The organism is Desulfosarcina alkanivorans (assembly GCF_009688945.1).
Lineage (GTDB): Bacteria > Desulfobacterota > Desulfobacteria > Desulfobacterales > Desulfosarcinaceae > Desulfosarcina > Desulfosarcina alkanivorans.
In genome coordinates this window covers 5,945,986-5,966,484 of record NZ_AP021874.1, presented here as the reverse complement: position 1 = coordinate 5,966,484, position 20,499 = coordinate 5,945,986, and the positions used below count along the sequence as shown (strand labels likewise).

Annotated in this window: 20 protein-coding genes and 2 riboswitches; of the genes, 4 read left to right on the top strand and 16 right to left on the bottom strand. The window is 63.1% G+C overall.

Annotation, left to right across the window (positions count from 1 at the left end; genetic code table 11):
- Window positions 1-161 precede the first annotated feature (161 nt).
- Complete coding sequence (locus DSCA_RS25935) at window positions 162-1,577, top strand: deoxyribodipyrimidine photo-lyase (RefSeq protein ID WP_155319210.1); 1,416 nt, start codon at window positions 162-164, stop codon at window positions 1,575-1,577.
- A 24-nt stretch (window positions 1,578-1,601) separates the two neighbouring features.
- On the opposite strand, the gene ppdK is transcribed toward DSCA_RS25935, so the two are convergent.
- From ppdK to DSCA_RS25875, 12 genes are all read right to left on the bottom strand, one after another.
- Window positions 1,602-4,331, bottom strand: a complete 2,730-nt coding sequence (ppdK, locus tag DSCA_RS25930) for a pyruvate, phosphate dikinase (protein ID WP_155319209.1) — start codon at window positions 4,329-4,331, stop codon at window positions 1,602-1,604.
- A 59-nt stretch (window positions 4,332-4,390) separates the two neighbouring features.
- Window positions 4,391-4,861, bottom strand: a complete 471-nt coding sequence (locus tag DSCA_RS25925; RefSeq protein WP_155319208.1) for a universal stress protein — start codon at window positions 4,859-4,861, stop codon at window positions 4,391-4,393.
- Between the two features lie 79 nt (window positions 4,862-4,940).
- Entirely contained in the window at window positions 4,941-5,822 is an 882-nt protein-coding gene (locus DSCA_RS25920; RefSeq protein WP_155319207.1) for a F0F1 ATP synthase subunit gamma, read from the bottom strand.
- Between the two features lie 16 nt (window positions 5,823-5,838).
- Window positions 5,839-7,356, bottom strand: coding sequence for an alternate F1F0 ATPase, F1 subunit alpha (locus tag DSCA_RS25915; protein ID WP_155319206.1), 1,518 nt, complete (start codon window positions 7,354-7,356; stop codon window positions 5,839-5,841).
- 7 nt (window positions 7,357-7,363) lie between these two features.
- Window positions 7,364-8,140, bottom strand: a complete 777-nt coding sequence (locus DSCA_RS25910; RefSeq protein WP_155319205.1) for a F0F1 ATP synthase subunit B family protein — start codon at window positions 8,138-8,140, stop codon at window positions 7,364-7,366.
- 3 nt (window positions 8,141-8,143) lie between these two features.
- Entirely contained in the window at window positions 8,144-8,422 is a 279-nt protein-coding gene (locus DSCA_RS25905) for a F0F1 ATP synthase subunit C (RefSeq protein ID WP_155319204.1), read from the bottom strand.
- Window positions 8,415-9,143, bottom strand: a complete 729-nt coding sequence (locus DSCA_RS25900; protein WP_231716281.1) for a F0F1 ATP synthase subunit A — start codon at window positions 9,141-9,143, stop codon at window positions 8,415-8,417. The genes DSCA_RS25905 and DSCA_RS25900 overlap by 8 nt, the downstream gene beginning before the upstream one ends.
- Window positions 9,140-9,439 carry an ATP synthase subunit I gene (locus DSCA_RS25895; RefSeq protein ID WP_155319202.1) on the bottom strand — a complete coding sequence of 100 codons (300 nt, stop codon included), beginning with the start codon at window positions 9,437-9,439 and terminating at the stop codon, window positions 9,140-9,142. Before DSCA_RS25895 ends, DSCA_RS25900 begins: the two co-directional genes overlap by 4 nt.
- Complete coding sequence (locus DSCA_RS25890; RefSeq protein ID WP_155319201.1) at window positions 9,432-9,737, bottom strand: AtpZ/AtpI family protein; 306 nt, start codon at window positions 9,735-9,737, stop codon at window positions 9,432-9,434. The genes DSCA_RS25895 and DSCA_RS25890 overlap by 8 nt, the downstream gene beginning before the upstream one ends.
- Window positions 9,738-9,767: 30 nt before the next feature.
- The gene (locus DSCA_RS25885) at window positions 9,768-10,157 is read right to left on the bottom strand and encodes a F0F1 ATP synthase subunit epsilon (RefSeq protein WP_155319200.1); all 390 of its coding nucleotides are present in this window, start codon (window positions 10,155-10,157) and stop codon (window positions 9,768-9,770) included.
- Window positions 10,154-11,578: a F0F1 ATP synthase subunit beta gene (atpD, locus tag DSCA_RS25880; protein ID WP_155319199.1), complete on the bottom strand. Its 1,425-nt coding sequence runs from the start codon at window positions 11,576-11,578 to the stop codon at window positions 10,154-10,156. Before atpD ends, DSCA_RS25885 begins: the two co-directional genes overlap by 4 nt.
- A gap of 628 nt (window positions 11,579-12,206) precedes the next feature.
- Window positions 12,207-13,574, bottom strand: a complete 1,368-nt coding sequence (locus DSCA_RS25875; RefSeq protein ID WP_155319198.1) for an APC family permease — start codon at window positions 13,572-13,574, stop codon at window positions 12,207-12,209.
- Between the two features lie 283 nt (window positions 13,575-13,857).
- Window positions 13,858-13,966: riboswitch (TPP riboswitch) on the top strand.
- A 48-nt stretch (window positions 13,967-14,014) separates the two neighbouring features.
- On the opposite strand from DSCA_RS25875, the gene DSCA_RS25870 reads away from it, so the two are divergent.
- The 3 genes from DSCA_RS25870 to DSCA_RS25860 are packed head-to-tail and all read left to right on the top strand — an operon-like array spanning window position 14,015 to window position 16,466.
- Complete coding sequence (locus tag DSCA_RS25870; RefSeq protein ID WP_155319197.1) at window positions 14,015-14,752, top strand: ABC transporter ATP-binding protein; 738 nt, start codon at window positions 14,015-14,017, stop codon at window positions 14,750-14,752.
- Window positions 14,749-15,525: an ABC transporter permease gene (locus tag DSCA_RS33025; RefSeq protein ID WP_269434619.1), complete on the top strand. Its 777-nt coding sequence runs from the start codon at window positions 14,749-14,751 to the stop codon at window positions 15,523-15,525. Before DSCA_RS25870 ends, DSCA_RS33025 begins: the two co-directional genes overlap by 4 nt.
- Window positions 15,522-16,466 carry an ABC transporter substrate-binding protein gene (locus tag DSCA_RS25860; RefSeq protein ID WP_155319196.1) on the top strand — a complete coding sequence of 315 codons (945 nt, stop codon included), beginning with the start codon at window positions 15,522-15,524 and terminating at the stop codon, window positions 16,464-16,466. Before DSCA_RS33025 ends, DSCA_RS25860 begins: the two co-directional genes overlap by 4 nt.
- A 119-nt stretch (window positions 16,467-16,585) precedes the next feature.
- Here DSCA_RS25860 and DSCA_RS25855 read toward each other — a convergent pair whose 3' ends face one another.
- The 4 genes from DSCA_RS25855 to DSCA_RS25840 all read right to left on the bottom strand — a co-directional run bounded on the left by DSCA_RS25855 (window position 16,586) and on the right by DSCA_RS25840 (window position 20,486).
- Window positions 16,586-17,245, bottom strand: coding sequence for an energy-coupling factor transporter transmembrane component T family protein (locus DSCA_RS25855; protein WP_155319195.1), 660 nt, complete (start codon window positions 17,243-17,245; stop codon window positions 16,586-16,588).
- Window positions 17,238-18,893, bottom strand: a complete 1,656-nt coding sequence (locus DSCA_RS25850; protein WP_155319194.1) for an ABC transporter ATP-binding protein — start codon at window positions 18,891-18,893, stop codon at window positions 17,238-17,240. Before DSCA_RS25850 ends, DSCA_RS25855 begins: the two co-directional genes overlap by 8 nt.
- Entirely contained in the window at window positions 18,890-19,411 is a 522-nt protein-coding gene (gene thiW, locus DSCA_RS25845; protein ID WP_231716280.1) for an energy coupling factor transporter S component ThiW, read from the bottom strand. The genes DSCA_RS25850 and thiW overlap by 4 nt, the downstream gene beginning before the upstream one ends.
- 80 nt (window positions 19,412-19,491) lie before the next feature.
- Window positions 19,492-19,596, bottom strand: a riboswitch (TPP riboswitch).
- Between the two features lie 482 nt (window positions 19,597-20,078).
- A complete protein-coding gene (locus tag DSCA_RS25840) occupies window positions 20,079-20,486 on the bottom strand; it encodes a formate/nitrite transporter family protein (protein ID WP_155319193.1) in 408 nt (135 codons plus the stop codon).
- Window positions 20,487-20,499: the final 13 nt, after the last annotated feature.

The following is a 20,499-nucleotide window of genomic DNA, read 5'->3' as shown; positions in this document are numbered from 1 at the left end:
TTGCGGCACGTGCTTGTACCCGGGTCAGGACGGCACCATGGCGCCTTTCCGGGAATCTGCCGGATCGGCTCACTTTTTTACCCTGTCGGCAACGCCTGAGCATGGCACCGCCGCGGGCGGCAACCCGACGAACGGACTTCAGCGGAAAGGATCCAGGGCCAATGGGCATTGCCAAAGAACGGGTCACCATTCTCAACGACACCCCCATTCGGGAGGGCAAGTGGGTGCTCTACTGGATGCAGCAGTCCCAGCGGGCCCATGACAACCCGGCCCTGGAATACGCCATCCTTCGGGCCAATCGCCTGGACCTGCCCGTGCTGGTCGCCTTCGCCCTGACCGACAGCTACCCGGAGGCCAACCTGCGCCACTACCGCTTCATGCTGGAAGGACTGGCCGAAACGCGGACGCTGCTGGCCCGGCGGCGCATCGGTATGCTGGTGCAGAAAGGCGAGCCCCACGCGGTGCTGGGCCCTTTGCTGGGGCAAACCGCGCTGCTGGTCTGCGATGTGGGCTACACCCGCCACCAGCACGACTGGCGCCGGATGGTATCGCAATCGGCACCCTGCCGCACCGTTGCCGTGGAGGGGGATGTGGTGGTGCCGGTGGCCGTCGTGTCCGCCAAGGCCGAATATGCCGCCCGGACCATCCGCCCGAAGATCCACAAGCACCTGGAGCAATTCCTGGTGCCCTGCCCCCGCTACCGCCCGACACGCTCATCCGTCGGCATCCACCCGGCGGGACTCGACCTGACCGCCATCGACGCCATCCTCGGTCGACTGGACATCGACCGGTCCGTCCCGGCGGTGACGCCGTTTTTCAAAGGCGGCCCCCGAACGGCCAAAAAACGCCTGGGCCGGTTCATCACCCATGGTCTGCCGCATTATGACAAACACCGCAACCAGCCCCAGACCGACGACATTTCCCAGATGAGCCCCTATCTGCATTTCGGGCAGATCTCGCCGGTATTTCTGGCCCTGGCGGTGGCCGGTGCATCAACGGGAGGGCAGGCGGACCGGGACGCCTACCTGGAGGAAGTCATCGTCCGCCGGGAACTGGCCGCCAACTTCGTGCACTACACGCCGGACTACGACCGCTTCAGCTGCCTGCCCGCCTGGGCGAAAAAGAGCCTGGCGGCGCATGCCGCGGACCGTCGTACGGCCCTGTACGACCGGCGCACACTCGAGGCGGCCGACACCCACGATCCCTACTGGAATGCGGCCATGGCGGAAATGCGCGACACGGGATTCATGCACAACTACATGCGCATGTACTGGGGCAAAAAAATCCTGGAGTGGTCGGCTTCGCCGGAAGCGGCATTTGATACGGCCATGGCGCTGAACAACCGGTACTTTCTCGACGGCCGGGACCCCAATTCCTTTGCCGGCGTGGGCTGGGTATTCGGCCTGCACGACCGGGCCTGGTTCGAACGGGAGATTTTCGGAAAGGTGCGCTACCTGGCGGCAAGCGGCCTTGAACGCAAGTGCGACATCTGCGCCTACGTGGCCAAGGTGGCGGCGCTGTCCCGCAAGGCCGGACGCGCCGACGCCGCCCGGGGCCGGGGGCGTCGGGGGCCTTGACGGGACACATCTGACGGGGCGGGGTCAGGGTTTTTCCCGCAGGGCGGCCTGGGCGGCGGCCAGGCGGGCCACAGGGACCCGGTAGGGCGAGCACGACACATAGGTCAACCCGATCTGGTGGCAAAAGGCGATCGACTGGGGATCGCCGGCGTGTTCACCGCAGATCCCGCATTCCAGGTCCGGGTTGACCGAACGGGCTTTTTCCAGGCACAGGGCCATCAGCTGGCCGACGCCATCGCGGTCTATCGTGGCAAAGGGGTTTTCCGGAAGAATCCCCGTGCTCATATACCTGATCAGGAATCCGGCCTCGGCGTCGTCCCGCGAAATGCCGAAGGTGGTCTGGGTCAGGTCGTTGGTGCCGAAGGAGAAAAACTGGGCGTGCTCGGCCATCTGGTGGGCGGTCAGCGCGGCCCGGGGGATTTCAATCATGGTGCCGAACTTGTAGTCGATCTCGATGCCCTGCTCCGCCATCACCGTTTGGGCCTCGACCTCCAGGATATCGCGCTGGGATTTGAGTTCGTTGACGTGGCTGGTCAGGGGAATCATGATTTCCGGATGGACCGCGCCCCCCTCCTTGGCGACCATGCAGGCGGCCTCGAAAATGGCCCGCACCTGCATGGTGGTCAGTTCGGGGATCTGAATCCCAAGGCGAACGCCGCGCAGGCCAAGCATGGGGTTGCTCTCGTGCAGGCTTTCGACCCTTTTCAGCACTTTCGTTTTTTCGTTGATCTGCTGCAGCAGCGTGTCGACCTTCTCGAGGGTATCGGCATGCTTGAGCCGGATTTTGAGGTCGGTGAGATCGTGGCTCAGGTCCACGTGGCTGGGCAGAAATTCGTGCAGGGGCGGATCGATCAGCCGGGTGATCACCGGGAGCCCGTCCATGGCCCGGAAAAGACCGGCAAAATCCTCCCGCTGAAACGGCAGCAGGGCGTCCAGGGCCTCACGCCGCTCGACGGGCAGGTCGCTCATGATCATCTTGTGCAGGAACGGCAGCCGCCGGGCTTCGAAAAACATGTGCTCCGTACGGCACAGGCCGATGCCCTCGGCGCCGTATGTCCTCGCGCGACGGGCATCGTCGGGATTGTCCGCATTGGTCCATATGCCGAGGCGGCGACATCCGTCGGCCCAGCCGAGCAGCTTGATCAGCCAGGGATCCATGATGTCGGGCACGATGGTATCGATTTTCCCGCTGTACACTTCCCCGGCCGTTCCGTCCAGCGAGATCCAGTCCCCCTCCTTGATGGTGGTATCGCCGATCGTCATCAGGCGCTTGCCCAGATCGATTTTCAACTCGGAAACGCCCACCACGGCCGGCTTGCCGAACTGACGGGCGACCAGCGCGGCATGGCTGGTCCGCCCGCCCCGGCTGGTCAGAATGCCCTGGGCCGCCAGCATCCCGTGAACATCGTCCGGCTTGGTTTCGGGTCGCACCATGATAACCGCTTTGCCCTCTTCCCGGGCCCACATCTCGGCCAGATCGGCATCGAAGGCCACAAGCCCCACCGCAGCCCCGGGGGACACATTCAGGCCCCTGGCCAGCAGGGCCCCGCCGGCCGCAGCGACAGCTTTGGCCTGACTGTCGAACTGGGGGTGTAAAAAGAAATCGACCTGTTCCGGCGTGACCCGCAGGATGGCCTCTTCCCGGGTGATCAAGCCCGCTTCGGCCATTTCGACGGCAATGCGGACCGCCGCACGGGCGGTGCGTTTCCCGCTGCGGGTCTGAAGCATCCACAGCCGGCCGTTTTCAACGGTGAATTCGACGTCCTGCATCTCCCGGTAATGCGTCTCCAGACGCCTTGCAATCTGTTCAAACTGGGCATAGATGTCCGGCATCTCATCTTTCAGCTCCGACAGATCATTGGTCTGGCGGATACCGGCCACCACATCTTCACCCTGGGCGTTCTTCAGAAAATCCCCTTCGATGCGGTTTTCCCCCGTGGTTCCGTTGCGCGTCAGGGCGACGCCGGTCAGGCTGCCGGCGCCGGCGTTGCCGAAGACCATGGTGACGATATTGACGGCCGTCCCCAGATCGTGGGGGATGGCGGACGCATTGCGGTAGTCGACGGCCCGCTTGCCGTTCCAGCTCTTGAAAACCGCCTCGGTAGCCATTTTCAGCTGTTCGCGGGGCTCGCCGGGAAACGGGAAGGTGGTGTGGCGCCTGTAGATGCGTTTGAATGCATCCGTCAATCCCTTCAGGTCGTCGGCGCTCAGCTCGGCGTCGGTGTCGACGCCCGCACGCGATCGGCATTCGTCCATCTGGCGCTCAAAAACCGCATCGGGGATACCGGACACGACGCTGCCGAACATTTGAATCAGACGGCGATAGGAATCATAGACGAAGCGCTCGTTTCCGGTCAGCTGGACCAGTCCCCGGGCCGTGTCGTCATTGAGGCCGATGTTCAAAACGGTATCCATCATTCCGGGCATGGAGAACCTAGCGCCGGACCGGCAGGACACCAGCAGCGGATTTTGCCGGTCGCCGAACCGTTTGCCGCTTTCTTTTTCCAGACCGGCAACTGCCTGGAGCACCTGGTCCCACATGCCTTCGGGGAAAATCCCTCCCGAGGCCAGATAGGCGTTGCACGCACGGGTGGTGATCGTGAAACCGGGAGGCACCGGCACCTCGATGCGCGTCATGTCCGCCAGGTTGGCGCCTTTTCCGCCGAGAAGGGCGCGAACGTTTTCCCATTCGCCGCCGACAGACGCTGCGGCCTGATCGACTTCAGAGAACAAAAAAACCCATTTATTCGTCATGGTAAGCCTCCTTTGCAAGTTGCGCCCGCTGGAAATGAATAGGCAGTTGTTCGGGGTGTCTACCCTCGATCCGATGCGACTGCCGGGTCGCTGCCGGATCGGATCAGCAGAATGGGAACATCGGCCGCCTGCAGCACCCCGGCCGCAACGCTCCCGTAGGACACCCGGGCAAGGCCGCCCAGCCCGTGGGTGGCCAGGGCAATCAGGTCGGCCCCGGTATCGGCGGCAACGCTCAATATGGCTTTGACAACCGGCCCGTAGGCCAGCCGGGTGACGGCATGGATGCCTTTGCCGCGAAACGCGGCTTTGAGGTCATCCAGATAGGCGGTCGCGCGTTCTACACGGGCCTTGTAGTCCTCCCGGTATTTGGTGGTTTCAATAATTTCGTCCCGTCCCAGCATGATGGGTTCTTCCTCAACCCTGAGAAAAATCGCCCTGGCATCATTCATTCTGGCCAGCTTTTCCACATAGGTGAAGATCGCTTCCGCCCGCTTCGATCCGTCCACCGGAACGAGTATGGTCTGGTACATGGCTGCCTCCTCTCGGGAATAGTCAGTTTAACGGTAAATGGACGCGCATCCTGAAACGGGTATTCCGGGTGGCCCCCGTTCAGGCGTTCAGCGCCTCGAAACCCGCCACGATATCGAGCAGTTCTTCGGTGATGGTCATCTGCCGTTGTTGATGAAACTTGGCATTCAATTGGGCCAGCCGTTCGTCTATGTTTTTTTCGGCTCCCTGCATGGCCACCAGCCGGCTTGCATTTTCGCTGGCCATGGTTTCGGCAAACGCCCGGAACAGGGAGACAAAAAGATAGTGGCGAATCAGCGCGGAGAACAAGGGTGCCCAGTCCATGGTGTAGGCCGGCAGGCCGCGGCCCGGCCATCCGGATTTCTCCCCGGTGCCGATGGCCTCCGGGTCCACCGGCAAAAGCCCGAACCCATGGGGCCGGCAGGCCATCCCGGGCAGCTGCCGGCTGTAAAACAGCATCACCTGGCCGATACCCGCCGTTTCATGCCAGTCGTCGATCTTAAGCAGTATGTCCTGGACCGCTGCGGTGATGCCGGCCACGGACGCCGGAAGCGACATGACCGTTTCAGCCGGGTGGCCGCTGTCTTCAAGAAGCCCCGGCAGCCGTTCACCGACGGCCATCAGGACCGTTGACCGTGCATCACCGGCCCGATCCTTGAGGGTTTCCAGGGCAAACGAAACAACCTGCTCGTTCAACGCCCCGCACATCCCCTGGTCGGACCCGAAGACCACGGCTCCCCGACGCCTCCCGGCAAAGGCCCCCGGTGTCGCCACAACCGCCGGCCGGTCCCTGCAGATCGCCCTGAACCCCATTTTGATGGTCCGGTCATAGGCCCGCAGGGACGCCAGGGCTTTTTCATACTGCCGGATGTTGACGGCAGCCAGGGCCTTCATGGTCCTGACCAGCGACTGAAGCTCCCGGGTGCTCCCAATGGTCCGTTTCAATCCTTCGATGGTCTGCATCTTGGCCTCTGTCTCCTCACCGCTCGGCCAGGGCCTTGCGGGCGACCTCTGCAATGGCTTCCGAATCCGCGGCGGTCAGGCGCGCATTGTGTTCAATGCGCTCGCACAGCTCGGGCAACTGCCCGATAACCGCACGCTGAATGGTTTTCTCCGCCCGGGTCACGAGATCCGGGTCGATCGGGTCGAACAGGCCCGCGTTGACGGCCACCAGGGCGGCGATTTGCCGGGCCACCGGGAGGGGATCATACTGGGGCTGCCTGAGAATCTGGCGCACCCGCCGCCCCCGCTCCAGCGTGTTGCGCGTCTGTTCGTCCAGGCGGGTGCCGAACCGCGAAAAGGCTTCCAGCTCTTCGAACTGGGCGTAGGAGAGGCGAAGATCGCCGGCGACCCACCGATAGGCCGCCAGCTGGGTCTTTCCGCCGACCCGGGAGACCGATCTGCCCACGTCCACGGCCGGCAGGTTGCCTTTCTGAAACAGGTCCGGAGAAAGGTAGATCTGGCCGTCGGTAATGGATATCAGGTTGGTGGGGATGTAAGCGGACATGTTCTGGGCTTCGGTTTCGACGATCGGCAGGGCGGTCAGCGAGCCGCCGCCCATCTCTTCCCGCAGGTGGGTGGACCGTTCCAGCAGCCGTGAGTGCAGGTAGAAGATGTCTCCGGGAAATGCTTCCCGGCCGGGCGGCCGCCGCAGCAGGAGAGACAGTTCCCGGTAGGCCCGGGCATGGCGCGTCAGGTCATCGAAAACCACGAGCACATCGTTGCCCTGCTGCATGAAATACTCGCCGATGGTCGTTGCCGCATAGGGGGCGATGAACTGCAGCCCGGGCGGATTTTCCTCCGTGGCCACCACCACGGTGGAATAGGCCATGGCCCGGTGGGCCCGCAGGTCGGCGATCACCTTGGCGACCGACGATCCGCGTTTTCCGACGGCGCAGTAGATGCAGATGACGTTTTTATCCTTCTGGTTGATCACGGTGTCCAGGGCGATGGCGGTCTTCCCGGTCTGACGGTCTCCCAGGATCAGCTCCCGCTGGCCCCGCCCGATGGGGATCAGCGCATCCACCACCTTGATACCGGTCTGCAGGGGCACGGTGACCGGCGCCCGGTCCATGATGGACGGTGCCGGCTGCTCCACCGGGCGCCGCCGGTCCGTACGGATCGCCTCCCCGCCATCCAGCGGGCGGCCCTTTGCGTCCAGGACCCGCCCGAGGAGCGCCTCTCCCACCGGGACGTCCATCACCCGGCCCGTCCGCCGGGCTTCGCTCCCCGCGAAAAGCGCCGTGCTTTCGTCCAGCAGGATGACCCCGGTTTCCTTGTCGTCCAGGTTGAAGGCCATTCCGAGACGATCGTCCGCAAAGGCGATGAGTTCTTCCGACTTGACTCCCCTCAGGCCGGTCACCCGGACGATGCCCTGCCCCACGAAGCTCACCGTGCCCACGTCGTCCACCCGGATTTCGGGCCGGTGGGACTGCAGGATCCCGTCCAGCACCCCAGCGGTATCGTCCAGCGATGTTTCCAGATCCGGCGCATCCATTGTCTGCCTACCCCCCCATGGGCTGAACCGGTTGAGCCAGGGCCGCCCTTGCCCGTGTTTCGAGGATTGCCAGGTAGTCTTCCAGGTTCCAGGAGATCTTCCGCCCCCGGGTCTTCAGTTCGATCCCCATGATCAGGTCCGGAACGGTCTCAAAGCCGACCGCCACGCCGGGGGCGATCATGTCGTGCACGGCTGCCGTCAGCGTGTCCTGAAGCCCTCGGGAAAGGGGGAACGCGCTGCGGACAGTCAACGCCGCGTCCGTGGCCTGAACCGCTTCGGCAAATTTCTGCCGGTCCGCCGGGGCCAGGCCGCGGAGCCGGGAGAGAAACACGTCGACGGTGCGGGCCTCCAGGCTGGCGTTGCAAAGGTCTGCAAGGACGCGGCGCGATACGGCATAGACCTGCCGGCCGGCCATCTGGCGCAGATGGCGCACGAATGCCTCCTGCTCCCGTACCACGGCGGCCTGCCACCCGGTCTTGAGGGTGACGACCTCCTGCCGGGCCTGGTCGATCAGTTCGGCCCGCCGGGCGTCCGCGTCCTGCTTGGCCATGGCGAGCATGCCGGCGGTCTGGTCGGCGATCTCCCGGTTTTTCTCCAGGAACGACTGCTCGGCCGCCCGGGCCGCCGCTGCCTTTTGCCGGGCTTCCGCCAGGCGGCCGGCGATGGTTTGCTCACGGGCATCCATGGCCCGGAGGATCGGGGCGTAAAGAAAATGCTTGAGCAGCGCCACGAGAACCAGGAAATTGACGATCTGGGCGCATACGGTAAACCAGTCGATCAGCACGGATTATCCCCCCGCTTTTGAGATGACATAATTCCAGAACGGGTTGGCGAAAAGCAGGATCATGGTCACCACAAAGCAGTATATCGCCGTGGATTCGATCATGGCCAGCCCGACGAACAGGGTTCGTGTGATGGTATTGGTTTCATCCGGCTGCTGGGCGATGGAACTCAGTGCCTGGGCAACGGCCCGCCCCTCCCCCAGGGCCGGCCCGATGGCCCCCAGCCCGATGCACAGACCGGCGGAAATGATGGAGGCCATAGCGATAAGGCTCGTGTTATCCATTGGTTTTTTCTCCTTTCTCCAACGCCTCTTTTCCGAAGCGGTTTTCCTGGCGGGCCTGTGTGGCCGAAGCAATGTACACCATGGCGAGCACGGCAAAGATATAGGCCTGGATCAGTCCGGTCAGCAGTCCCAAGGCCTGCATGACGATGGGAAAAAATAGCGGGGCCAGGGCCAGGAAGATGGCGGCGATCTTGGTTCCGCTCATCATGTTCCCGAAAAGCCGCACGGCCAGCGCCAGGGTCCGGGAGAGTTCTCCCATCACGTTGAATGGCAGCATGAATATCGTCGGCCGGGCATATTGCCTCAGGTAATCCATCGGCCCGGTGGCCAGGATGCCGTACAGGGGAACGGCGACGAACACGCAGAAGGCCAGCGCGGCTGTCGTGGAGAGGGAGGCCGTGGGCGGGACATAGCCGGGGACGATGGCCAGCAGATTGGACAGCCCGATAAACAGGAACAGGGTGCCCACCAGGGGAACATAGCGCACCGGGTCCTGGTGGCTGATGTCACGGATCTGATCCCGGATCCCCGCCACCACGATTTCGAGGAGGTTCTGCCATCGGGGGATTCCCGCCCCCGACGAGAGATGCCGGGTGACCAGAAAGGATCCCGCCACCAGGAGAAGCATGATGCCCCAGGTGAACAACAGCGTGGCGTTGAGAGATACCCCCCCCCACTGCCAGAGCACCACCTGATCGGGACTGATATCGTTGATGGTCACATCGGCACCTTTTTTTTGATGGGAAAAACCGGGGAAGCAGGACACCATCGACGCACGCAGAGGCTACGCACCAGCAGGAAACCGAGCAGACTGAGCAGCAGACGCTCCCAGCATGCTCCCAGAATAAGGTAAAGGGCGCCCACGGTCAATCCCGCCCGCACCAGAAAACTCGAAAACACCAGCAGGCCCGGCCGGCGCGATGTCCCAACCCGACGGACGGTCCACCAGAGACCGGCAAAGTAGCCGGCGCCGATGGCAACGCCGCACGATACGGCCAGCAGCAGTTCTTTAATCATGTCGGCTCTCCCGTTTTATCCAGTACCAGGCATTCAGGCAACCCAGCCCCACGCCGACGACCAGCAGCATCAGCGTCCAGGAACAGGGACCGGGCCACCGGGTATCCACCCACACCCCCAAGGCGATGCCTGCCAGCGTGGGGATGGCGACGGACCAGCCGACCACCCCGAACATCCCCATGCCGAACCAGAGGCTGCGCCTTTTTTCCCGGCGTGCCTTCAGCTTGCGGGATTCTTTCCGGGCCACCTTGCGGATCAACGCCTCCGCCTGATGCGTCCGGGGGGGTCTTCTGGGCATCTTTTCACCCGTCTTCATGGGGTCGGCCGGTCAGCCCCTGTCTTTCAGTTCGAGAAACCGCCGGACAAAACCGGCCTCGATCCTTGCCATGGCGACCCGGGCCTTTTTTTCCCGGCCGTCGATCGCCTTGAACTGCGCCACCACGGTCTCCTTCAACCCGCCGAGGTCGGGGCCGCGCACGGCGTGTCGCGTGGAGACAAACACATCGGGGCCGCATTTGACCAGGATCCCTTCGTCGATGGCCAGAAACACGTCCCGGCCCTCGGCGGTTTCAAAAGAGAAAAGCCCGGGAACCAGCGCGGAGACGAAATCGACATGCCGGGGAAGCAGGCAGAACGATCCGTTGCGGGCTTCGGCGATCACCTTGGCCACCTCCGCTTCCATGAACACCTCACCGGGCAGCAGGATCATGAGCTTCATCGGGTTCCGGCCTCGTCGATGGCCCCGATCATATAAAGCGCCCGCTCGGGCAGATCGGAGAACTCATCGTTCAGGATCCGTTCGCAACCGTCCAGGGAATCGGCCAGGTCGACGATTTTCCCGTCGTGGCCGGTGAACTGTTCGGTCACGAAGAAGGGCTGGCTCAGGAACCGATCCAGGCGCCGGGCGCGATAGACGATGCGGCGGTCTTCCCGGGACAGCTCCTCCATGCCCAGCATGGCGATGATGTCTTTGAGTTCTTCATAGCCGGCCAGCGTCTTCCGGACCTCCCGGGCAATGCGGTAATGTCGCTCCCCCACGATGTGGGGCACCAGCATATTCGAACCGGACGCCAGGGGATCGATGGCCGGATACAACCCCTCGCTGGCCTTTTTGCGGGAAAGCACAATGGAGGCGGAAAGGTGGCCGAAGGTATGGACGGCGGCCGGATCGGTAAAATCGTCCGCGGGCACATAGACGGCCTGGACGGAGGTAATGGCCCCGGTGGCGGTGTTGCAGATCCGCTCTTCCAGTTCCGCCAGTTCGGTGCCCAGGGTCGGCTGGTACCCCAGGCGCGACGGCAGCTGGCCCATGAGCCCGGAGACCTCCATGCCGGCCTGGATGAAACGGAAGATATTGTCGATCAGCAGCAGCACGTCCTGCCGGGCGTCATCCCGGAAGTATTCCGCCATGGTGAGGGCCGCATGCCCTACCCGGAAGCGGGCCCCCGGCGGTTCGTTCATCTGCCCGAACACCATCACCGTGCTATCCAGGACGCCGGCCGTTTTCATCTCCCGGTACAGGTCCTCCCCCTCGCGGCAGCGTTCGCCGATGCCGCAAAACAGGCTGACCCCCTGATGGCGGCCGACGATGTTGTGAATCATCTCCATGATCAGCACCGTTTTTCCCACGCCGGCACCGCCGAACAGGCCGGCTTTCCCGCCCCTTTCGATGGGGGCAAGGACATCGATGGACTTGATTCCGGTCAAATAGACGTCCGAGGTGGTGGCCCGCTGGTTCAGCGGCACCGGCGCCTGGTGGATGGAGCGCCACCCGCCGCCTGTGACCGCATCGCCCCGGTCGATGGTCTCGCCGAACACATTGAACACCCGCCCCATCAGTCGTTTTCCCACGGGAACCCGCAGCGGATGCCCCGTATCGACGATCACCGAGCCCTGCGCCAGGCCCTGGGTGGATGTCAGGGCAATCCCGCGGACGGTGCGATCATCCAGGTGGGTGATGACTTCAACGACCGTGCGCCCGTTTTCACCGGCCTTGAGCACGCTGTACAAAAGAGGCGGGCGACCGCCGAACCGGGCATCGACCACACTGCCCCGAACCGACACCACGCGCCCCTGGCGGGACCGATCCTGCCGCCGGGTGTTTTCGGGTACCTGATTGGCGTCTGTCTGATGGGACATCGATCCGCCCGGCCCTTTCTTCTCAGGAGATGGTTTTCCTCAGCGGCCGTCACGGAAGACGTGTGACCCCCGTCACGGCGGCCCCGGACATCAGGCCCGGCCAAACGCCTGAAATCGCTGATGGGCAACAAAGGGAAGAGCAATTCCCGTACCATGCAGTCAGGCGCCAACCAGACAAAATTCCAAGTGCTTTTAATCAATTACGGATACCGAAGGAGAGCCGGCAATGGGGACAGTCCGCCACGGTTCCGTTTTTTTTACAGGGTGTAAAGATATTCGTGCAAACCGGCGGACAAATCCCGGCGGCAAGGGCGGCGCCGTCGTTTTCCACGGCGGGCCTCTGGCAACCGGGGCGATGCAGTGCCCATCGGCTCCCGAAAGGGTGAACCGGTGAGCGGATCCGACGGAGCCCTTGAACGGCCCCGCGGAGACGTCGGGATTCAGGTGCAGACAGGCTTCATGACATTATCGTTCGGACCGCCGCATGCCTCAAACGGGAGAAGAAAGTGAGCCCGGGCGTGCTTCGTGAACGGGTTGCGTGTGAACTGTCAATTGCAGGATTTTTAAGTGACCGGGGCGCGACGCAAGACCGGAGCAGATATCCGTTCCGCTTCGTCCCCCGGTGCCGCTAGGCGCGCCGTATGTGCGGGTGCCCCGGGTCCTGTCGGCAGCGGCGGGATCTTTGCCGGCGGGGCATGAACGGCAGGCCGGACAGCATGATCACCGCTGTCAGAACAAGGAAATGGATGAACATGTCTTTCTGGACGGCGCCCCAGATGATGTAGACGGACCCGGCCCCGGCAGACAATGGCGCCAGAAAGCGGGACAGTGGTCCGAGGTCGCGATATTCCTTCATCACCCAGACGTACAGGGCGACATAGATGACGTACAAAAACGCAATGGGCAACTCGGAAATATCCATGAATTTGCCCCACCATCCCTGAAAATTGCCGTACCAGACAATCATCCACAAAGCGGACAGGCAAAACCCCAGAATCGCGGAATTGACGGTGGCATTGGTTTTCGGGTTGACCGCCTTGAAGATTTCCGGCCTGGGCCCTGAGCCCCGTGACGCAATGGAAAACATGCCACGGGCACATCCCATGATGAGGCCGTTGAGGGTTCCCAGGCAGGAGATGATCACGAACACGGTCAGCAGTGTACCGCCCAGCCGCCCGAAAATGATGGACATCACCCGGACCGGCGCATCGTCTCCGGCGTCAAGGACCTGTGCATTGGACAACACCCCGGAAATCCCCAGGTAATAGAGCATGTAGATGACGGCGACGGCGACCGTGCCGACCACCAGCGCCCGGGGCAGGGTTCGCCGGGCATCCCTGAGTTCTGCATTGATGGCGGTGGCGATGATCCAGCCTTCATAGGCAAAGGCGGTGGCCAGCGTGGCGACCGCCAGCCCGCCGCCGGCCACGGTATGGGCGCTGTTGGCGAAACTGTCCAGGGTCTGACCGCTGACCAGCCCGCCTGCCGTCCCGACCACGGCAACCAGGGCCAGCGGGATCAATTTGATGAGGGTTGCCGAAACCTGCCATTTGCCGGCGAGCACGGGGGACAGGCCGTTCAGCAGAAAAAAGATCGCCAGGTAAATCGCGGCCAGCAGCCAGACACCCCGCTCCATGCCCAGCAGCCCGATCGTGTAATTGGCCGACACCCAGGCCAGTACGGAGACCAGGGTCGGATAATAGACCATCGTCATGAACCAGGCCACCAGATACCCCGCCTTTTCCCCGTATGCCGATTCAAAATAGTCCACGACCCCGTTGACTTTTTCGATGCGCACGGCGATCTGGGCAAACACAAAGGCCGTGACCACCATGATCGCACCTCCGATGAGCCATGCGAGCAACGCGGTGGGCAGGCTTCCGCCGGAGGCTGCCAGGACGTCGTCGGCTTTGAAAAACACGCCGGAGCCGATTACGATGCCCACAACCATGGCGGTTGCGGTCCAGAAGCCATATTTTTTCTGAAGGGTTTCCATCTGACACGCGTTCCTCTCTGATGGTTATCGATAAACCGGGCAGCCCCGGACGCGACCGGTGCCTGCCGCCGGGAATTGAATTTCCCGCAGGCCGGCAACATGCCGGGAAACGGGCCGGTATGAGGTCAGGGCCGCATTTTTCACGCCGGGCGTTATGCCAAGAAGGCCTTCGCATGTCAATGGCCATGTCGCTTCAACCGTCTCGCACCCCGGTGCCGCAGGGCGGCCGGAAACCGTCAAGGGTTCGTTTGACACCCACCGCAAGCGATGCTAAGGGATAAGGCCTCTTTGCTGGGGGAGTCGATACCGATCGGCTGAGAGGAGGCTGGAAGCCTCGACCCCTATAACCTGATTCGGGTCATGCCGGCGTAGGGAAGCCACTGAACGAAACGATTCCCCTCCCAGCCGTCCCCGTAATTGCCCTGTCCGGTGGGTGACGCGTGTTGATCATCGAAGCCATTTCCAAGCATTTCAGCGGCAGCCCGGTGGTATCGGACGTCGATCTGACCGTCCCGGAAAACGGATTTACCGTCATGATCGGACCGTCGGGCTGCGGCAAAAGCACCTTCTTCGACCTGCTGATGGGGGCGCTGCCCATGGATGCCGGCAGTATCCGCTGGCGTGGTGCCGCGGTGCCGGACCTGAGCCGCCTGGCCGCTTACATGCAGCAATCCGACCTGCTGCTGCCCTGGCTGGGGCTGGCCGACAATGCCCGGCTGCCGGCCGACATCGCCGGGGATCCGGTGGCCCGCTCCGGAGGACGGGTCCAGCGGCTGTTCGACCGGCTGGGACTGGCCGGATTCGAAGCGCACCTGCCGTCCATGGTGTCCGGCGGCATGCGCCAGCGCTGCGCCCTGGCCCGCACCCTCATGTTCGGGCGCGACCTGGTGCTGCTCGACGAGCCCCTGTCGGCCCTGGACGCGATTACCCGCCGCAGTCTGCAGCAGATGCTGCGCCTGCTGCAGACCGATTTCAAAAAAACCATCCTGATGGTCACCCACGATATCGACGAGGCGCTGCTCCTGGCCGATGAACTGCTCGTGCTGTCGCCCCCGCCCATGCAGGTGACGGCCCGCATGGCCCTCCAGGTGCCGCAGCCGCGGTGTATGGAAAATCCCCAGCTGGTGGCGATCAAACACCGCGTTCTGGCCATGCTGCAGGAGGAACGCCCATCGTGAAGCGGTCATGGACCATACCGGCCGGCATCCTGCTGGTAATGGCCGGCATCTGGGAGGCCGGCAGCCGGCTGAGCGGCCTGCCTGATTTCATCCTGCCCCCTCCCAGCCGCATTCTCCAGGTGGCGGTGGGCCACGCCCCCCAGCTGCTGCCCCATGCCGGGATCACCCTGGTGGAGATCCTGGCGGGCATTGCCCTGGCCCTGGCGGTGGCCGTTCCCCTGGCCGTAGCCATGTTCGCCCGTCCGTCCCTTGAAAATGCCCTGGCCCCTTTCCTGGTGGCCTCCCAGGCCATTCCGGTATTTGCCCTGGCCCCCCTGCTGGTGGTCTGGATGGGGTATGGTCTGGCCAGCAAGGTCCTGATGGCGGCGGTGATTATCTTTTTTCCCATCACGGTCAGCCTGCTGGAGGGATTCAGGAGCTGCGACCCGGCCTACCGGGTGTTGTTCCGCCTGATGGGCGCCGACTTCTGGCAGACCCTCCGGCGGCTCTACTGGCCCTGGGCCCTGCCGTACTTTTTTGCCGGCCTGCGGGTGGGCGTGTCGGTGGCCACCATCGGTGCGGTCATCGGCGAGTGGGTGGGTGCCCAGCAGGGGTTGGGTTACCTCATGATCCAGTCCAATGCCCGCCTCAAGACCGACTGGGTTTTCGCCGCCATCCTGTGGTTGTCGCTGATGGGCCTGGCCCTGTGGCACACGGTGGGATGGCTGGAACGCCATTGCATGTCCTGGAAAGACCGATCGACCCAAACATCACAAGGAGGATCCATCCGATGAAACGCATCCTGTTTACCCTGATTCTCGCCGCCGGCCTGACCTGGAGCGGCCCGGCGCGCGCCGAAGCCCCGCTGACCCTCATGCTGGACTGGTTCCCCAATGTGGACCACCTGCCCGTCTATGTCGCCCAGCAGCGCGGCTATTTTTCCGAGCAGGGGGTCTCCGTCAAAATTCTCAGCCCGTCGGATACGGCCGACGCCCTGAAACTGGCGGCCGCCGGCAAAGTCGACCTGGCCGTTTCCTATGAACCCCAGACCGTGATTGCCGCGTCCAGAGGGATCGACGTGCGTGTCGTGGGGCGCCTGATCGAGCATCCCCTGACCACCCTCCTGTTTCTCAAGTCGGCCGGTTTCACCGCCCCCGCGGATCTGAACGGCCGCACCATCGGCTACACGGTTCCCGGCCTGATGGATGTCCTCATGGATGCGTTTGCCAGGGTCAACGGCATCAAGGACTACCAGTTGGTGAACGTGGGGTTTTCCATCGTGCCGGCCCTGAGTGCGGGGCGGGTGGATGCGGTCATGGGACCGTTCAAGACCTACGAGACGGTGACCATGGCGGCCGAAGGCCTGGAAGCCGGTTTCTTCGAATTGGAGCGCTGGGGCATCCCGGATTACGATGAACTGGTATTCATCTGCGGCGCCCAAACGCTGGCCGGCAAGAAAAAACAGGTGAAAGGGTTCGTGCAGGCGGTGGCCCGGGGGATCGACGCGGTGGCGGCATCGCCCGACGAGGCCCTGGCGGACTATTTCAAGGCCGTGCCCGATGCCGACCGCGCCGTCGAGACGGCCGCCTTCGGCCTGACGCGGCCCTATTATGCCTCAGGTCAGGCCTGCGACCCCGTTCGCTGGCAGGCTTTTGCCGATTTTGCCCTGAAGCACGGCCTGATCGAAAAACCGGTGGCCGTCGCCCCCCTGCTGCCGGACCTCAACGCGGATTGATGTCCGGGGACTGGGGGGATGGAATGAATACCGGGCTTGTCTCGTGAAGGTTTCGGGTTTAATCCAAAACGTAACACGGATCCGTCGGCTGTTCTGATGGTTCTGCCATGCCGTATGCGTCATCGTGCGAAACAGTAAAGCAGAACCACTGCCAGCACCCATCCGAGGATGATTGCCGCCCAATCCCCGCCCCCCAATCGATAGACTTTGCGGAAACTGCGACCCGGGCGGCCAAACCCCCTGGTTTCCATGGCTTCGGCCAGACTCTCGGCCGTCTGGAAGGACTGAATCAAAATCGGGACCAGCAGGGTCGGGTAGTTGCGCATTGCCCGCCAGCCGGGTTTCAGCACAATTCCCCGGGCCTGCTGGGCCTCGACGACGGCACGGACCTTCCGGCTCACCACGGGGACAAATTGCAGCGCGGCCATCATGACAAAAGCCACGGGAAAGGGCAATCCGGCCTGGACGAGGCTGTTGCCGAGATCCTCCGGCTCCGTGCTGGCAAAGAAACCAAAGAAGACGGTCGTGATCGCCAGCAACCCCAGGGCGGCGGCCTGCCCGGTGATCCGGTCGGCGGTCCACCAGGTGATCCCCCCGAAGAAGAGGGCCATGGGGACCAGCGAAATCAGCCAGCGCAGGTAGCTCTTTAGCTGCCCCATGGCGATGATGGCGGCAACCAGAACCAGCCACTCCCCCATCAGCCAGCACTGCTTTCGTGTCAGGGCGATCAGGACAGCGCAGGCCAGCGCGAGCATGAGTTTGGTACGCGGGTCAAGCACGGGATCCGCCCTTCTGCCACAGCTGTTTGAGAAGGAAGCGGTCGGTGGCCTCCAGGCCGGCCCGGGCCATGAGCGTGCGGTCTGCCATGATGCGATCCGGCCTGCCGTCGGCCAGAAGGCGCCCCCCGGCCATGAGCAGCCATCTGCCGGCCGTTCGCTCGGCGAAGGTCAGATCATGGGTGACGATGATGATGGCCTGTCCGCCGGCCTGCATGCGGTGCAGGAACGTCCTCAGATTACGGCGGAATTCAAAATCCTGGCCGGCGGTGGGCTCATCCAGGGCCAGCACCCTCGGACGGGCGGCCAGGGCCGAGGCAAAAGCCACCCGTTTTTTCTCGCCGCCGCTCAGCCGGTAGGGGGCCTTCGATCGATGGCCCTCCAGCTGAAAGCGCGCCATCAATTCTGTGATCCAGTCCTTATCCAGGCGGTTGAGGGCTTCCGGGCCGACCCGAATTTCCTGCTCCACCGAAAACCGGAAGAACTGGTTGTCCGGGTTCTGGAAGGCCAGTCCCATTTCACCGGCGATCTCGCTGACCGGCATGGGGCGGATGTCGCGGCCGTCGATTCGGATGCAGCCGCTGCTGGGCCGCTGCAAGCCCATCAGGTGCCTCAGGAGGGTGGTTTTGCCGGCCCCGTTGGATCCAACGATGGCCAGGCATTCTCCGGGGTAGAGGGAAAAACCGATCTCTTCCAGAAGCCGGCGTCCGGCCACGCGGCTGCACAGGTGGTCAACCGTCAACACCGGTTTGCGGTCCGGTTTGAAAACAGCTTCCGGCAATTGGGGTTCCAGCTTTTCGAGCAGGCCCTCTTGAGGCGGGACCGTCCCGAGCGCGTCGATGGTTCGCGGGGGTGGATCCAGGCCCATGGCCACACCCAAACGCGTCGCCAGAGGGGGTTCCAGGCCCCAGTCAGCGTCGGCACGGGCAAGAATCTGACGGGGGTCACCGTCAGCCGCAATCCGGCCCCGGTGGACGACGACCATACGGGTGGCATCCGGCACCACGCGGGGCAAACGGTGTTCGCAGACGACGATGGCGCACCCGCCGGCATGCAGTTTCCGAAGCAGGCCCCGGATCCGCAGGACATGGACCGGATCCAGGTTGGCAAACGGTTCGTCCAGCACAAGCACCCGTGGCCGCAGGGCCAGAAGGGCTGCGATGAGAACCAGTTGTTTCTCGCCTCCGGACAGATCCTGGGGCCTGTGGTGCCGCAGCCTGTCGATACCGACCCCGTCGAGGGCCGCTTTCAGCCGCTCTTCGAGCGCTTGTGGCGCAATCCCCAGACTCTCCAGGCCAAAAACGATCTCCTGCTCCACGGATCGGCAGAACAGCTGGGCGTCGGGGTTCTGGAAGGCCATGGCCACCCGGTCGAACAGGTCGGCGACCGCTGTCTGGCGGATGGGACGGCCGTCCACGAAGAGGTCGCCCTCGAGGACGCCCCCGTAGAAATGGGGGATGAGTCCATTGAAGGTTCGACATAGCGTGGATTTACCGGAACCGCTGCGCCCCGTGATGAGGAGAAAATCGCCGGGCGCGACATCGAGATTGACGGCGTTCAGGACCGGCCGCGGATCTTCCTGCCGGTAGCGATAGGTCAGATTGCGTGCGGCTATGATGGCGCCGTCGGTCATGTTCACCCGCGTGTTCACAAATGGACGATATCCGCTCGCTGGAGCAGTCGCAGCGCCAGGATCCCCAGCAGCGCCCCGGCCACCGTGCTGCAAAGAAATGAGGGCACCAGGGCCATCAGGGGGATGGATTTGCCCATCAGGGACGGAGCGACCAGAAGTGCGCTGACCACCGGGGCGATGCCTCCGGTGCCCAGGATCTCGCCGGCCGCCGAGGCCCATGTGCGGCGCACGGCCCGGAACGCGATGCCTGCCAGAAAAGCGCCGATCATCCCGCCTGGAAAAGCCAGCAGCGTCCCGACACCCATGGCATTGCGCAGGACGGCGATCACCGCGGCAGTCAGTATTGCCCACCAGGGGCCCAGCAGCGTCGCCGCCAGAACGTTGACGAAATGTTGCGTGGGATTCACTTTGGCGATGCCGATGGGAAAGGAGGTATAGGGCGCCAGGGCCACGCCCATGGCCACCAGGACCACGGCGTAGGCTGTTTTCCGGGTATTCCGGGTGGACCTGCCCGGTGACATGCTGTTTGTCCTCATGGGAACTCCTTGTAATTTTAATGGGTTGCTGCAATCCGCAATGGCTGCCAGCGGGATCGGGTCACCGGGGCGGGAAGATCAGAAAGGCGTTTCCGAAGTCCCTACGTCAGTGCGAACTGCATCAGGTTCAATGGGTCTGATCTCAGTTCTGCCGGTTCGCGGCCAGAACACCCCAATCGGAACGGATTGATTTCATATCAATCCCAGGCGGAAATGACAAGAGGGGGTTTCATGGGCGTGGGTTAGAAATATCGCAGCCGGCAAAAAATACCGGGCGATGGCGTGATCGGACCAATGATGACACCCGCTCCGTTGCCGGGACACCGGAGGACCGGGGCGACAACCAGACATGACCGGGTCGTCAACGTATTTAAAACATTTTTAAACGACCATCCCCTGAAGAAGACAACAACCAGGGCCACCAGAATACCGGCACCCAGGGCGAAAAGGCTGTATCTGCGGTGTTCCGTTTCCGCTTGGGGCAGAAGGTGCGTGGCGCCCACGCACACCGGGGCGCCGGCGGAAAATGCCAGCAGGGCACCCGGAAGAGGCCGGTCAATGGTACGATTGCGGCCAGGGAACTCGCACCCAGTGCCGTCCAGAAGGTATTTTCGATGTCGTCCTCACATGCATGTTCCGATAATGGAAACGTCCTCTCTCTGAACAGCTATAACTTGATACGCAGTCCCTCCTTGCGCCGGTAGGCAATCCAATAGACCAGCCCGACGAGAAACGCGCCACCAATGATGTTTCCGATCGTAACCGGAATCATGTTTACGAAGATGAAGTTATGCCAGCTGAGATCAGGGTAGTCCGCTGCGGTCTTGCCAACCATGGACCAAAACCCTTGGGGCGCCCATTTTTTCACCAGAAGGGCAACGGGGATGAAGTACATGTTGGCGACACAGTGCTCGAAACCAGCGGCCACAAAAGCCGTGATCGGGAAAAGAATGGAAAGCACCATCAGGGTCCAAAAATCCAGCTTCGCTTTGAGAATTCCCGCCGCTTCACACCGTTCGGCGATCTTGGGCGGAGGGAAAGCGTCCATGTTCAGGGGCAGTTTTTGATCCCTCATGGCAGTTCCTCCT